This window comes from Nakamurella sp. PAMC28650 (assembly GCF_014303395.1).
Classification (GTDB): domain Bacteria; phylum Actinomycetota; class Actinomycetes; order Mycobacteriales; family Nakamurellaceae; genus Nakamurella.
In genome coordinates, this window is the sequence record NZ_CP060298.1 from 376,984 (window position 1) to 390,679 (window position 13,696).

The 13,696-nt window shown below is 66.6% G+C and carries 12 protein-coding genes and 3 pseudogenes; 6 read left to right on the forward strand and 9 right to left on the reverse strand.

Annotation, left to right across the window (positions count from 1 at the left end; translation table 11 throughout):
• Window positions 1–39: 39 nt before the first annotated feature.
• Complete coding sequence (locus H7F38_RS01665; RefSeq protein ID WP_187092583.1) at window positions 40–192, reverse strand: hypothetical protein; 153 nt, start codon at window positions 190–192, stop codon at window positions 40–42.
• A gap of 105 nt (window positions 193–297) precedes the next feature.
• Window positions 298–1,196: pseudogene (locus H7F38_RS01670) on the reverse strand (helix-turn-helix transcriptional regulator).
• Between the two features lie 163 nt (window positions 1,197–1,359).
• On the opposite strand from H7F38_RS01670, the gene H7F38_RS01675 reads away from it, so the two are divergent.
• The 3 genes from H7F38_RS01675 to H7F38_RS01685 all read left to right on the forward strand — a co-directional run bounded on the left by H7F38_RS01675 (window position 1,360) and on the right by H7F38_RS01685 (window position 4,398).
• The gene (locus H7F38_RS01675) at window positions 1,360–2,436 is read left to right on the forward strand and encodes an MFS transporter (protein WP_187092584.1); all 1,077 of its coding nucleotides are present in this window, start codon (window positions 1,360–1,362) and stop codon (window positions 2,434–2,436) included.
• The gene (locus H7F38_RS01680; protein ID WP_187092585.1) at window positions 2,433–2,834 is read left to right on the forward strand and encodes a cupin domain-containing protein; all 402 of its coding nucleotides are present in this window, start codon (window positions 2,433–2,435) and stop codon (window positions 2,832–2,834) included. Before H7F38_RS01675 ends, H7F38_RS01680 begins: the two co-directional genes overlap by 4 nt.
• Window positions 2,835–2,931: 97 nt before the next feature.
• Complete coding sequence (locus tag H7F38_RS01685) at window positions 2,932–4,398, forward strand: cation:proton antiporter (RefSeq protein WP_187092586.1); 1,467 nt, start codon at window positions 2,932–2,934, stop codon at window positions 4,396–4,398.
• A gap of 15 nt (window positions 4,399–4,413) precedes the next feature.
• Here H7F38_RS01685 and H7F38_RS01690 read toward each other — a convergent pair whose 3' ends face one another.
• Window positions 4,414–5,250 carry an MIP/aquaporin family protein gene (locus H7F38_RS01690; protein ID WP_187092587.1) on the reverse strand — a complete coding sequence of 279 codons (837 nt, stop codon included), beginning with the start codon at window positions 5,248–5,250 and terminating at the stop codon, window positions 4,414–4,416.
• Between the two features lie 303 nt (window positions 5,251–5,553).
• Between H7F38_RS01690 and H7F38_RS01695 the strand changes: the two genes are divergently transcribed.
• Window positions 5,554–6,057, forward strand: a complete 504-nt coding sequence (locus tag H7F38_RS01695) for a MarR family winged helix-turn-helix transcriptional regulator (RefSeq protein ID WP_187092588.1) — start codon at window positions 5,554–5,556, stop codon at window positions 6,055–6,057.
• Window positions 6,054–6,509, forward strand: coding sequence for a group 1 truncated hemoglobin (locus tag H7F38_RS01700; protein ID WP_187092589.1), 456 nt, complete (start codon window positions 6,054–6,056; stop codon window positions 6,507–6,509). Before H7F38_RS01695 ends, H7F38_RS01700 begins: the two co-directional genes overlap by 4 nt.
• Before the next feature lie 50 nt (window positions 6,510–6,559).
• On the opposite strand, the pseudogene H7F38_RS26370 reads toward H7F38_RS01700, so the two are convergent.
• From H7F38_RS26370 to H7F38_RS01725, 5 genes and pseudogenes are all read right to left on the reverse strand, one after another.
• Window positions 6,560–6,696 (reverse strand): annotated as a pseudogene (locus tag H7F38_RS26370) (muconolactone Delta-isomerase family protein); the annotation flags it as partial.
• Window positions 6,697–6,780: 84 nt separating this feature from the next.
• Window positions 6,781–7,362: a GNAT family N-acetyltransferase gene (locus tag H7F38_RS01710; RefSeq protein WP_187092590.1), complete on the reverse strand. Its 582-nt coding sequence runs from the start codon at window positions 7,360–7,362 to the stop codon at window positions 6,781–6,783.
• 171 nt (window positions 7,363–7,533) lie between these two features.
• Window positions 7,534–8,328 carry a hypothetical protein gene (locus tag H7F38_RS01715; protein WP_187092591.1) on the reverse strand — a complete coding sequence of 265 codons (795 nt, stop codon included), beginning with the start codon at window positions 8,326–8,328 and terminating at the stop codon, window positions 7,534–7,536.
• The gene (locus H7F38_RS01720) at window positions 8,325–8,825 is read right to left on the reverse strand and encodes a sigma factor-like helix-turn-helix DNA-binding protein (RefSeq protein WP_187092592.1); all 501 of its coding nucleotides are present in this window, start codon (window positions 8,823–8,825) and stop codon (window positions 8,325–8,327) included. The genes H7F38_RS01715 and H7F38_RS01720 overlap by 4 nt, the downstream gene beginning before the upstream one ends.
• A 228-nt stretch (window positions 8,826–9,053) precedes the next feature.
• Window positions 9,054–10,124, reverse strand: a pseudogene (locus H7F38_RS01725) (serine hydrolase domain-containing protein); the annotation flags it as partial.
• Between the two features lie 75 nt (window positions 10,125–10,199).
• On the opposite strand from H7F38_RS01725, the gene H7F38_RS01730 reads away from it, so the two are divergent.
• Window positions 10,200–11,576, forward strand: coding sequence for an IS30 family transposase (locus tag H7F38_RS01730; RefSeq protein ID WP_187091417.1), 1,377 nt, complete (start codon window positions 10,200–10,202; stop codon window positions 11,574–11,576).
• A gap of 1,212 nt (window positions 11,577–12,788) precedes the next feature.
• On the opposite strand, the gene H7F38_RS01735 is transcribed toward H7F38_RS01730, so the two are convergent.
• Window positions 12,789–13,655 carry a sulfite exporter TauE/SafE family protein gene (locus H7F38_RS01735; RefSeq protein ID WP_187092594.1) on the reverse strand — a complete coding sequence of 289 codons (867 nt, stop codon included), beginning with the start codon at window positions 13,653–13,655 and terminating at the stop codon, window positions 12,789–12,791.
• Between the last annotated feature and the right edge of the window lie 41 nt (window positions 13,656–13,696).

Genomic DNA, 13,696 nt, shown 5'->3' on the forward strand with positions numbered 1-13,696 from the left:
GAAAATCGACCGGTCCGATCCTGCGGTCGACGATGCCCCTCAGGCGTGCAGCTGCACCTGATCCGGCACCCATGTATGCCAGCCCACTACGAGAAGGCCGACGATCACCAGGATCGCCAGGATGACCATCCCGAAGTCGACCCACCAGCGAACGTCCTCGTTGAGGCGATCTCGGAACTGCAACACTCCCATCGTCACATTCTGGCACTGCGGGACATCGAGTCGCCCCCTCCGGGGGTCGCGCCGAGCACATCGCCTGGCGGGCAGCTGAATCGGCGCTCCGGCGGACAGGTGTAGTCAACGTCGGTCTGCGCGAATCGAGATGGCAGCGTCGTGCCCGGGGTGCGGGGTGGTCCAGGAAGCGAGCAGGGCGAGCGCTTCGGCAGTGCGGGAGGGGGGTTCGGCGGCGTAGAGGGTGAGCGTCAGTCCGGGTTCGGAGAGCATGTCCATGCTTTCGTAGGCGAGATCCATTTCGCCGACGGCGTTGTGGTGGAACCGTTTGGTGCCGGCGCCGTGCAGGCGGACGTCATGACTGCTCCAGCGGCGGCGGAACTCCTCGCTGCGGGTCCACAGCTCACCGACGAGGTCGTGCATGCGCGGGTCCCGCGGGTCGCGTCCGGCCTCGATCCGCAGGATGGCCACGCACGTGTGGGCGGCGATGTCCCAGTCGGGGTAGAAGCGATGCGCGTCCTCGTCGAGGAAGGTGTAGAGGGCGAAGTTGGGGACTCCACCAGGTGTCCGGTCGTAGAGGCTGGCGTGCATCGCGCGGCCGAGTCCGTTGGTAGCCAACAGATCCATCCGGCCGTTGCGCACGATGGCCGGGCCGCCGGTGATCGAGTCCAGCACCCATTGAAGGGTCGGAGGCGGGGTCCAGCCGCGCCGGCTGCGGCGGGCCGGTCGCGGTATCGCGTGGGAGCCGTCGGCGGCCTGGGCCAGATGGAACAGGTGGGTGCGTTCGGCGTCACCGAGCTGCAGGGCGCGGGCGATCGCGTCCAGGACCGATGCGCTGACTCCTCCCAGGGCGCCGCGTTCGAGTTTGGCGTAGTACTCGACGCTGACCCCGGCCAGGGCGGCGACCTCCCCGCGACGGAGCCCGGGACGCGACGTTGCCCGACATCGGGGAGACCCGCGTCGTGCGGGCTCACCTTGGCCCGCCGGGTGGTGAGGAAATCGCGGACCTCGGCTCGGATGTCCATGTCGACCACGGTAGGGCCCGCACGCCGGATGGGGGATGCCCTGCTGGTACACGTCACGGCAGAGACTTCCTCCGGCGTGGCCTGTCCGGTGCAATGGGAACCGGCGCGAAACCCGGCCCGCCCGCACCTGGTGCGATCACCTCGAGAGTGGAGTGTTGCCGCGATGTCCGTCCAGACGCCGGTGCGGTTGACCAGAGTCGTTCTGGGGACGGTCGTTCTGGTCAGTGCCATTGCGCTGCTTGCCACCGATATGTACGTGCCGGCATTTCCACGGGTCGGCGCCGATCTGGCGGCCACCGCAACCCAGGTGCAGCTGACGCTGACCACCTTCTTCGTGGGGATGGCGCTGGGGCAGCTGATCGGTGGCCCGGTGTCGGACTCCCGTGGGCGCCGCGTCCCGCTGCTGGCCGCATTGTTCGTGATGACGGCGGCGTCCTTCGCCTGCGCGTTCAGCCCCACGATCACCCTGATGATGGCCGCCCGTTTCGTGCAGGGCCTGGCCGGTGGGTGGGCGATGGTCACCGCTCGAGCGGTCGTCGTCGACCTTTCCCAAGGGCCCCAACTGGTCCGAAGCTTGAACCTGGTCGCCGGGGTCGGCGGCATCGCACCGATCGTCGGCCCGCTGCTGGGCGCCGTGATCCTGCAGTTGTCGCACTGGCAGGTGTCGTTCTGGGTCGTCGCGGCGCTCGGCGCGCTGATGATCGTCGCCGTCGCCACCGGCATACCGGAATCACTGCCGCCGGCTCGGCGGCACCGGGGCGGCCTGGCCCAGCTCCGGCGGGCGGCCGGGCAGGTCGTCGGCCATCGCGCTTTCGTGGGATACCTGGTCGTCATGGCCTTCTCGATGGGGGTGACGTTCGCCTACGTCGCCACCTCTGCGTTCATCCTGCAGTCGACGAATGGTCTCTCGCCGATCATGTACTCGGTCGACTTCGCCGCCAACGCAGTCGGTCTGGCCCTGGCCACTCTGCTCGCCGCGCGGCTGGCCGGTCGGGTCCTCGTCGGGCCCAACGCCGGCGCCCTGGCGTCCGCGCAGGTCCCCGAACATCCCGGGACCGGTTCGGCGGTCCTGGGATTCCTGCAGTGGTGCATGGCCGGTCTCGTCGCCCCGATCGCCGGGCTCGGTGGCGAGCACACCGCAGTTCCGATGGCGCTCATCATCCTCGTCCTGGCGGCCGGCTCCCTCGCGGCAGTGCGAGCCCTCACCCGACCGACAACCAGTGAGGCACGCTCATCATGAACATCGAACCCGCCGGACCCACGACGAAGAACCCGCCCGCCCAGTTCGCCGGGGACGTCTGGCTGGACCGGATCGCCCTGCCCCACCAGACAGATCAACACATGGTCGTCGCGACCGTCCGCTTCGCACCGGGTGCCCGCACCGCCTGGCACTGCCACGAGAAGGGTCAGTACCTGCGGATCACCCAGGGCATCGGTCGTTTCGGCGGCCGCGACGGCAGGATCATCGAGGCGCACCCCGGCCAGACCGTCTACACCCCTCCCGGCGAGGAACACTGGCACGCTGCGACCCCGGGCGTTTTCATGGAGCACATCGCGATGCTCGAGAACGGTGCGGACCCCACCGCGACCACGACCTGGCTCGAGCACATCACCGATGACGAGTTCAACGGGATCTGAGCGGCGCATCCAAGGCCACCCGCCTGCCGGGTGGGAAATCATGGCGCGCGTGTCGGGGACAATTCCAGCATGCCCACTGCGATGAACGGAACCTGCGATGGGTGACGCCCGGACGTTCGCGTGGTTGATCGGGCTGCTGGCCACGGCGATCCTGCTGGCAGTGCTGGCCAATCGGGTCAGCGATCGCATCAGGGTGCCCGCGCCGGCGCTGTTCCTGGTCGCCGCGGCCATAGGCTCCGATCTCTTTCCGGAGTTGGGGCGACTCTCCCCGCAGATCAACCAGCGCATCGTCACGGTCGCGCTCATCTTCGTGTTGTTCGACGGCGGCATGCACATCGGCTGGAAACGATTCCGCACCTCGGCCGGCGCGGTGGTCTGGATCGGCGTCGCCGGGACCATTGTGACCGCCGGGGCCCTCGCCGTCACCGCCCACCTTGTGCTCGGTTTCAGCTGGACGACCGCGATGTTGATCGGCGCGGCGCTGTCCCCGACCGACCCTGCCGTGGTGTTCTCCGTGCTGGGCCAGCGCGAGATCCAGGGGCGGTCCGGCACCATCCTGGAAGGCGAATCCGGCGCCAACGATCCAGTCGGAATTGCGCTGATGGCGGTACTGCTCGGCACTACCGGCGGCGGTATCACCGCCGTCGCCACCGGCCTGGGCGAGTTCGCCCTGCAGATGGTGGTCGGGGCTGCCGTGGGGGTCGCAGGCGGACTCGGCCTGGCCAGGTTGATGCGGATCCCGCTACCGAACGAGGCGTTGTACTCGATCCGGCTCGCCGCCGCCGCCGTCGTCGTCTACGCCGCGGCGACGCTGCTGTTCGGCTCCGGATTCCTCGCGGTGCTGGTCGCAGGAATCTTGATCGGCGACGTCCGCGCTCCGTTCAAACGGGAGGTCGAGCGATTCACCTCGGGCCTTTCCGGGCTGGGCGAAATCGTGGCCTTCACGGTGCTGGGGCTGTCGATCTCGGTGCGCGATGCCATCCGACCGGACGTGTTCTGGGCGGGGCTCGCCATCGCCGCCATCCTGATCCTGGTGATCCGACCGATCCTGGTGGGTGCAGTGACCGCCCGTATCAAACTCGACCGCGGCGAACGTGCCTTCGTGCTGTGGGCGGGTCTGAAAGGCGCGGTGCCAATCCTTCTGGGTACCTACGTCCTGGGCGTCGGCCGCGCGGATGCCCGCCGGGTCTACGAGATCATCTTCGTCGTCGTGCTGATCTCCGTGGTGGTCCAGGGCGGTCTGGTCCCGACTTTCGCCAGGCTCCTCAGTGTCCCGATGACCACGGCCGAACCGCAACCGTTCGCCCTGGGCCTGCGTTTCACCGGCGAGCCCGACGGTGTCTACCGGTGCGTGGTCGCACCGGGAGCGCGGGCCGAGGGCAGCACCGTCGCCGATCTGAACATCGGTGACGACGCGTGGATCAACATGATCCGCCGCGACGGGCAACTCGTACAGATCCGCGGCAACACCGTCCTGCAGGCGGGTGATGAAGTGCTCGTGCAGACCGACCCGGACGTCGACCTGCAGGACCTGTTCCGCTCACCCCCGTCGACCGGCGGGTGACCGGCTGCAGTGGGTCTATCGGGAGGTCGGGGAGCTCACGGTGCCGGTGGTGAGGTTGCGGTCGCCGGCGGCCGTACCTGCCTGCGGATCGCCGAGTTCGACGGTCGGAGCGTTGGCTTTGGCCACGACGTTGCTGTAGAGCAGTGCGGCGGCGATGCCGCCGACGACCGGGGCCAGCAGATACACCCACAGGGACGTGAAGGTGCCGGACATGATCGCCGGACCCAATGCCCGGTCGGGGTTGACTGCGCCGCCGGTGATCCCGCCGCCGATCAGTACCGCGGCGACCAGAGCGAAGCCTATGGAGGGTGCGGCCAACGCGGCGGGTACCCGCGGGTCGGTCGCCACGGCCATGATGACGAACACCAGCAGGAAGGTGATCAACGCTTCGACCACGAACGCCCGGACGTCGCTGACCCCGGTGGAGGGGACGGTCGCTCCCAGGTGGGTCTGGTTGCGGGCGGCATTACCGAACGTCGCCCAGGTCGCGGCGGCGCCGGCGATCGCGCCGAGCAGTTGAAATCCGAGATAGGCCGGGACGTAGCGCCAGGGGAACTTGCCGGTCACGGCCAACCCCAGGGTGACTGCAGCGTTCAGGTGCGCCCCCGACACCTGGCCCAGCCCGCCGACCAGTGCGGCCAGCACCAGGCCGAACGCCAATGCCACCGCCAGGGAGTCCGGCGGTGTCCCGGCCGTCGATTTGCCCAGGCTGCCCGCGGCGGCAGTCGCGGTGCCCGTGTAGATCAGGAAAAAGGTGCCGACCGCCTCGGCGACACCCGCCCGCACCACGTTGCCCGCGTGCATCCGGTGACCATTCAATCCTGCGGTCCTGGGTTGGGTGACTGCGCTCATCAGGCGTACTCCAATGAAGTCGTTGCGGTGTGATCGATTTGGGGAATCGGACGGCCGTCTCGATCGAGGAACAGATGCCGCCCCGCCCGGACTTGCCATCGACGTCGCTGTGCCCAGAAAAGGGTGATGCGAATCAGCCGATCGTGGTGTGAACAATCTGGCGCCGACGATGCTCCGGTCCACGAGCTCCGGCCGGGCCTCCTGACCTCCGGGCCCGATTGCATGACGCCGGCCCCTTGACGAAACGTGTCACGCATAATGAATTAGTCGGCGTGGTCCCTCTCACAGGAGCGAGGAGAAGAGATGAATCGTCGCACGGCAGAACACTTCCCGCGCCTGGACGACCAGCTCTGCTTCGCGCTGTACGCCGCCACCCATGCGATCACACGTCGCTACCGTCCCTTGCTCGAGGCGATCGGCCTGACCTACCCCCAATACTTGTTGATGCTGATCCTGTGGCAGGACGGCCGTGCGACGGTCGGGCAGATTGCTCGTCGTCTCGAACTCGACTCGCACGCGGTGACGCCGCTGGTCGCTCGTCTCGACGTGGCCGGCCTCGTCCACCGCGCCGCGGGCTCGGATCGCCGCCAGGTGATGGTTACCGCGACCGCACGCGGCCGCGAACTGCAGAAGGCCGCGGCCGCCGCCCAGGCCAAGGTCGCCGACGACACCGGACTCGACCCCTCCGAGCTGGCCGATCTCCGTCACCGACTCCGTCAGCTGACCGACCAGCTGACCCCCGAGACCAGATGCTCCCCGCAACCCGCGGGCGAGCAGAAGAAGAAGATCGAAAGGAACGTGCCATGACCCAGATCATCGATTCCGACACCGAGGTCGGAGACATTTCCGAGGCAGCCGAACAGGTCCCGGAGGACGCATCTCTGTACGAGCGTCTCGGCGGCGCCTACGCGATCGCCGGGGCGGTCGACGTGCTGGTCGACCGGCTCTTCGCCAACGCTCTGGTCAACGCCAATGCCGGAGTGCACGCCCACCACGGCAACGCCGCCAACGGCCCCGGCTACAAATTTCTGGTCACCGCCTGGTCGATCGAGGCTGCCGGCGGACCGAAGTGCTACCTCGGACGCGACATGATCGCCGCCCACGACGGCCTGTCGATCGACCCCGCCGGTTTCGACGCGGTGGCGATGGAGATCGCAGCCACGCTGATGTTCCTGGGCGTGCCCGCCCTTGAACGCGATGAATTCAACGCCATCATCGAGAGCTACCGCGGCCAGGTGATGCAGGCAGGGACCGTGTAGCAGTCCAGCCACGACCTCGCGTCTGGACATTCCTTTTACCGGCGGACGGTTCAGTCGGCGTCGATCTTGGACGGGTGGGCCGCCAGTGGCGTCACTTCGATGGTCATGTAGACGAACAGCGGAAGATTCCACAGGATGCCGTGGAGCTCATCGGTCGACTCACGTCGAAGATGCTCAGGTTCGAGTAGTGCCGACGAGTCGGGAACCTACCGCTGATTCAAGCCCTGGCGTCATCAAAGGATCGCTGGGGTCCGACACCGATTGGGTAGATTCAGGCAGGTCGGATCGTGCGGCGCATGACGGTGTTCCTCATCCCCTTGGAGCGGACGAACTCGAAGCCGGCTTGCTCGTACATCGGGCGTGTTCCGTTGTAGACGAACGAGTTGTTCATCCTCTTTTCGCCGGTCTCGTGCGGATACCCCTCGACGACACCGCCACCCTGCGCGGCAATCTGATCGAGCGCGCCGGCCAGAGCCACCTTGGCGTAACTCTGCCTGCGGTAACGCTTGTCGACGAAGATGCAGGTGATGCGGTAGTCGGGCGTGACGTCGGCCTCGGCGAGATACTGCTTGCGGTGATGGATGTTCGGCAGCTCGTCCGGGGTGCCGTACTCCGCCCAGGCGATAGCCTCATCGCCCACCATCACCAGTGCCGCATGCGCCTGTCCGGCCTCGACCAACCGCTTCTTCAGCGCCCGGCTGCCTTCATAGCCCGGCTCCCGTTCCACACATTCGGGGTGGAAGTAGGTGCACCAGCACCCACCGAAGATCCCGTTGTGGCGCTCCACCAGACCGGCAAACGCGTCCCACGTGTGAGCAGTCAATGGCTGGATCGAGTATCCGTTGGTCGCCATGGGCCGATCGTAGGGCTCAGCCAGGACCGGCATTGGAATCTTCAGGTAAATCCTGGATCCCCCGGAAGTCGCCGGGTGATCCGGTCCTGAAATCGATGGAGGGATGCACCGAGCACGGCCCAGCTGATGGCCGCGCTTCCAGGACGGACGCCACTCTTCGTCAGTGTCGGCTCAGATGTGGTGGACAGCACCGAGGGCGGCCAGGTTGACTGCGTCGCCATCCGTCAAGGTCCCGGGCGGCAGGCTGTCGTCCAGGGAGAGTACGAGCCGCATGGTTTGGGTGTCGCCGTTCTGGCCGCCGCCGTTGAAAGCGCCGTGGATCTGAACGACGACGATCGGCGTGGTTCCGCGCTGGGGTCGTCCGGTCGACAGGGTGGACAGCGCGCCGACCGTGGTCTGGACCCACTGCGCGGCGTAGCCGGGCTCTGCGCCGTAGGCATGAGCGCAGGCGGTGGTGACCGCCGCGATCTTCGCTACGTCGAGGTGACCGGTCGCCGTCAGTTGCGTCGACGACGTCGCCTGCGTACACGATTTCGCCGCTGCCGCGGCCTGCCCGATTGATGCTTCGGCCGCTTTCTCGACTGCCGCAGCCTGCGAGGCTGCAGCGGCGGCCGCCTTCTCGGCCTGGTCGGCGGCTTGTTGGGCTTGCTGCTGGGCGGACTGCTGTTCACGCTTCTCAGCCACTTGCGCGGGGGTACTGCTGTGCTGCCTGGAGGTGGCTGCCGCAGTCGTCGAGGTCGCGGCGATGGTACTGCGAGTAGCGGGTGCGGCAGTGTGCGCGCCGGCGACGGCAGTGACTGCGATGATGGCGGCGACAGCGGCTGCGGCGACCAGACCTGCGCTCCAACGCGGGGTGCGCCGGCGCGGCCGACGCCGGCGATCCAGTTCAACGAGGATGTCGATCTCCGTTGGGGCGTAATGCTCCTGGCTGCGGAGTGCGTCGCGGCGGTCATGGGTCGTGGTCATCCGAAGTCCTCCTTGAGCTGCAAAATGTCCGGGGTCACGCGGAGGCTGGCCAGTGCGCGGGAGATGTTGGACCGCACACTGCTGGTCGAGGTGTGCATGGCTTCGGCGACGGTCGTGTCGTCGTAGTCCAGGTAGTAGCGCAGCACCACCGCGGTGCGTTGCTGCCGCGGCAACTGCCGGAGCAGGCCATCCAGAAGCCGCCGGTTGTCCACCTGGCCGGTGCCATCTTGTCGGGACACGTCCAGCAGGCCGTTGTCACTGGACGGTGTCGTCCTCCGCCGCAGCGTTTTCCGATAGTCAGCCAGAAACGTGAAGACGATGATCCGGCGTACGTAGGCGACCGGGTTGCTCATCGGTCCGATATCGGCCCAGCGCCCGGAGGCCACGAGCAGCGCGTCGATGAGAACGTCGTGAGCCAGTTGACGATCGCCGGCCAGTACTCCGGCGAACCTGGTCAATCCGGCCAACTCGGCCTTGACGAACCCCTCGAACTCCAAAATTGCTCCTTGCCCGTCATCACCTTCATTCATTGAATGCCGCCAGGGTCCTCAAACGTTGCATCCGTCATCTATCCGAAGACAGCTTGACGGCCACCTTGCATTTTTGGGCTCTGTGGCGGCGACGACTGCCGCGGCCAGGCGCGCTCGAAGGCACTCTGTCACCGGTGGGTACCGATGGTCGATCGTCCACCGGTACCCACCGCCGTCAGCCCTGCCCGATGATGCTCAGCCCCGCAGGGCGCGGTAGGCGGCCGTCTCGAACTCGAGATAACCGCCCACCGAGGGACCGTCGACGAACGGGAGGATCTGGGTGCCCCAGAAGCCGCCGATCCCATTCCTGATGTCGATCCAGTAGAACAGGTTGGCCAGGCCCGCCCAGGCGATGCTGCCGGCGGGGCGACCGGTCGGAGCCTCCTCGTCGTTGACCATGAACGTCGACGCCCAGGACTTCGGCTGCCCGGGGAAGAATTCCGCGTCGTTGGACAGTGACGGGATCACGCCCGGCAGCATCTTGATCTTGAGGTCGCCGAGCTGATTCTGGACGGCCATGTCCACCGTGTCCGGATGCAGGATCTGCTCTCCGGAATCGGAGGCACCCCGGTTCAGCCACATCCGGATGAACCTCAGGTAGTCCGGGACCGTGGAGTGCAGTCCATGGCCTCCCATGTGGACCTCGGGATCCGGAAGGACGAACTCGGTGGGCGTCAGGCTGCCGTCGGCTTCCCGTTGGTGCATGGTGGCCAGGCGGGAGCGGGTCTCCTCGTTCAGTGGGAACGCCGAATCAGTCATGCCCAGCGGCCGGAAGATTCGCTCCTGCATGACCTCTCCGAGCGATTTGCCGGTGATGCCCTCGACGACCTGACCGGCCCAGTCGATGTTGCTTCCGTACTCCCATTCGGTGCCGGGGTCGAACAGCAGCGGGCTCATCAGTGCCCGGCGGGTGGACGCGACGATGCTGGGCTGGCCGTGGTCGGTGGCGAGGCGGTTGTACTGCTCGTTGAAGAAGTCGTAACCGAATCCGGCCGTGTGCAGGAGCAACTGCTTCGTGGTGATATCACTCTTCGGTGCCCGGAGTACCGGGTTCCCCGCACCGTCGAAACCGTCGAGCACCTGGATCTCGCCGATCGCCGGCGCGTATTCCTTGGCCGGCGCATCCAGATCGAGCTTGCCCTCCTCGACCAGTTGAAGAGCGGTCGTCCCGGTGACCGCCTTCGTGGTGGAGAAGATCGCCATGACGCTGTCGGTCGTCATCGGGACGCCGGTGCCGAGATCGCGAACGCCTGATGCGCCGAGGTAGAATGGGCGGATTCAACTGGTCGTCGCAACACTCCCGAGAGTGGAGGTCTTGCAATGGGTCCAGCTTCGGATCGGATGATGTCGATGACCGGGCGGCCGGCGATGCGGTCGCCCGGGCGGCCGCCGGCCCGCCGGGATGTCGAACGGGTATTTTGGCGCAACATCGCGAAAGGGATGACCAGCGAAGACGCCGCGACGGCGTGCGGCGTGTCGGGGCCCGTCGGGACGCGTTGGTTCCGCGACAGTGGCGGCATGCCGCTGATTGAACTGCAGCCCCCGTCGGGCAGATATCTCTCGTTTGTTGAGCGAGAGGACATCGCTCTGCTGACAGCGCAGGGCAACGGAGTGCGTGAGGTCGCCCGCCGCCTGGGTCGGTCGCCATCGACGATCTCGCGGGAGCTGCGCCGCAATGCCGCAACTCGTGGCGGCCAGTTGGAGTATCGAGCGTCGACTGCCCAGTGGAAGGCCGAGCTGATGGCCCGCCGTCCCAAGACGGCCAAGTTGGTGACGAACGATCGGCTTCGTGGCCATGTCCAGGACCGCCTGGCCGGGGTCATCCGCGCCGCGGACGGCACTGTCGTACCGGGACCAGTCGTTGCAAAATGGAAGGGGCGTAACAAGCCTCACCGCCAGGACCGGCGGTGGGTGACAGCGTGGAGCCCGGAACAGATCGCCCACCGCCTGCCGATCGACTTCCCCGACGACCCGACGATGCGCATCTCCCACGAGGCGATCTATCAGGCCCTGTACATCAAGGACCGCGGCGCCTTGGAGCGCGATTTGGTGCCGTGTCTGCGGACCGGACGGGCGTTGCGGGTCCCCCGGGCGAGAGCCCGAAAGCGAGCTACGGGCCACGTGACTCCGGAGGTGACGATCGATAAGCGGCCCGCCGAGGCCGACGATCGGAAGACCGCCGGCCACTGGGAGGGCGACCTCATCATCGGCACCGGCCGGTCAGCGATCGGCACCGTCGTGGAACGGATGACCAGGTTCACGATCCTGCTGCACCTGCCGCGAATGGAAGGCTACGGACTTGAGCCGCCGGTGAAGAACGGTCCCGCATTGAGCGGTTACGGCGCGACCGCAACCAAGGACAGTATTGTCGCGAAAATGGTTGCAGTGCAGCGGGAGTTGCGTCAGTCGTTGACCTGGGACCGTGGCAAGGAACTGGCCGCGCATGTCTCTCTAAAGGCCGAGACTGGTATGGCGGTGTTCTTCGCCGATCCGCACAGCCCTTGGCAGCGGGGTACGAACGAAAACACGAACGGCCTGCTACGTCAGTACTTCCCGAAAGGAACCGACCTATCCCGCTGGTGCGCCGCAGAAATTGACTCCGTCGCTGATGCATTGAACGACCGACCCCGCAAAACGCTCGGCTGGAAGACACCGGCGGAAGCGATGGCCGAGCAGCTACTATTACTGCAGGAGCCGAGTGTTGCTACCACCGGTTGAGTCTGGTATGTCTCCCGGTTGTTGGTCAGGCCGGCAACGACACCGGGCACGCGGTTTTCCGAACTGGTGGCGGCCTGGACGACTGCCTTTGCTGCAGCAGCTATCTCGTCGGTTCTGGCGATGGTGGGGATACTCATGACGCTTTCCTTTCGTCGTTGAACGGGGACGTGCAGTTCGGTATCGCCGCCGGGCCGGCCACAGTGCATCGGCGTAGTCAGCGGTCCCGTTGGTGCGAGATCTCGGCCGATCCGAGATCCACATGCGGCCCAACCGGTCTCGTCGAACTGCCGGGTGGACGGAGTGGCACCCCGATCACCAAGCCTCACGCCCGGTTATGCCATGAGTCACAGTATCCGCATGGTCGGCGGTCGATGGAACCGCCGAAACGACGCAGTCCGATACGTCGCACCGCTACTGGCGGCCACCGCCAAGTTCATACCCCGCACACCGCGGAACGGGTCATCATCGCGCGCAACGTGCGGGATGCGGCCGTGGTCATCAGCCCGGATCTCGCGGAGCTCGAGGGGGGCCTCGCGGTCCGGAGTGACCCCGAAGCGTTGGCCGATATCCGTCAGGCCGACGCCGCCAACGTGCGGGGTTGTTGGACCGCCGTGATCTCCATTGATCGATCAAGTCCTTGGCATCTCGGACGTAGCTCATTGGCGGGTGGATCGGGCAGCTGGCTGACCGATTTACAAATGCAGGTCGCATAGCTTTCTTCGGTATCGTAGCCGTCGGCGGAAGCTCCGAGAAGGAGGGCGTTCAATTGGATTGAATATCGCTACAACCGTCAACGTCGTCGCTCCCATCTGAGCTGTTTGACACCGGCCGAGTTGAGGTAGGTATTCAAGACAATTCAGGATCTGGTGAGCTGAGCCGGTGTCCACAAAAACGGTAGTACTCCGCGGTCACCATGCCATTCCACAAGACTCGCGGTGTACGCCGGGACGCAGGCCTGAGCGAGCTGGATCAGCTGTGCCTCTTCGATTGATTCGACGGCCCCGGTGTTGCCCTGCTGTCCGGCACTTCCCGGGAAGTGGCTCACACCCCGGTGTCCGAGCACTCAGGAGGCTGGTCCAACTGACTGACGAATCAGGATTCAACGGCTGCTGCAGAGGACTCCACAGCCACTTGAAAGGTACCTGCCGCCCAAGGTGAACAGCCCACCGGACAGGGTCGAACCGAATGTGGCGACCGCCAGCAAGCCCGTGATCACGATGCGCTGTGGGGGTGACGCGCTGCCTTCACCGTGAGCTGGGCGGCCACGGCTAGCAACAGGACTGCAAACAGGACCGATGAGGTAGCGGCGGGGATGGACACCGCCACGTACACCGCGGGCACGGAGGCCGCGGCGGCCGCCGCACCGATGATCAGGCCGGCGCGGATGTCGACCATCCCGGCGCGGCGGTTGCTGACGGTGGCGACGACGCTGGTGGGGATGCTGACGAGTAACGCCGTGCCTTTGGCGACCAGCTGTCCGATGCCGAACGCCGACACCAGCAACGGCACGGCGATGATGCCGCCGCCGATGCCGAACAGGCCCGACGCCACGCCCATCACCAACCCGAGGGCCACGTACCCGAACACCACCCACGGGGTCAGCGGAATCCTCTCCCCCCGGCCCGGTTCGACCAGCAGCAGCCGAACCGCGATTCCGAGAATGAACACGATGAACATCCACCGCAGCCATGCCAGGGGCAACCGGCGCAACAGGCGGCTGCCCACAAGGGCGCCGATGACCGCCCCGGCGGCGACGAAGACCCCGGCGATCACGTCGACGTCGCCGTGGACGAGGTAGGTTGCCGAGCTGACCACCGCGGCCGGGATGATCGCCAGCAGGGACGTGGCGGCGGCGCGCCGCTGGTCCATCCCTGCCCGCCAGACCAGCAGCGGGACCATCAGGATCCCGCCACCGATGGCGAAGAGTCCGGACAGGGCGCCGCCGACCGCGCCGATGAGCGCGAGCGTTCCCCATGATCCCGCAGAGGGCTGAGTGGTTGCCTGGGCGCTCGGCCGTCGGGCATCCGCGGCTGACGTCTGTGCTGGTCCGGCCGACGGTGCAAATATCGAGTTGGTCACGGGGGTCTCCTTGTGGTCGACGATGCTGACCTGTGGAGCCT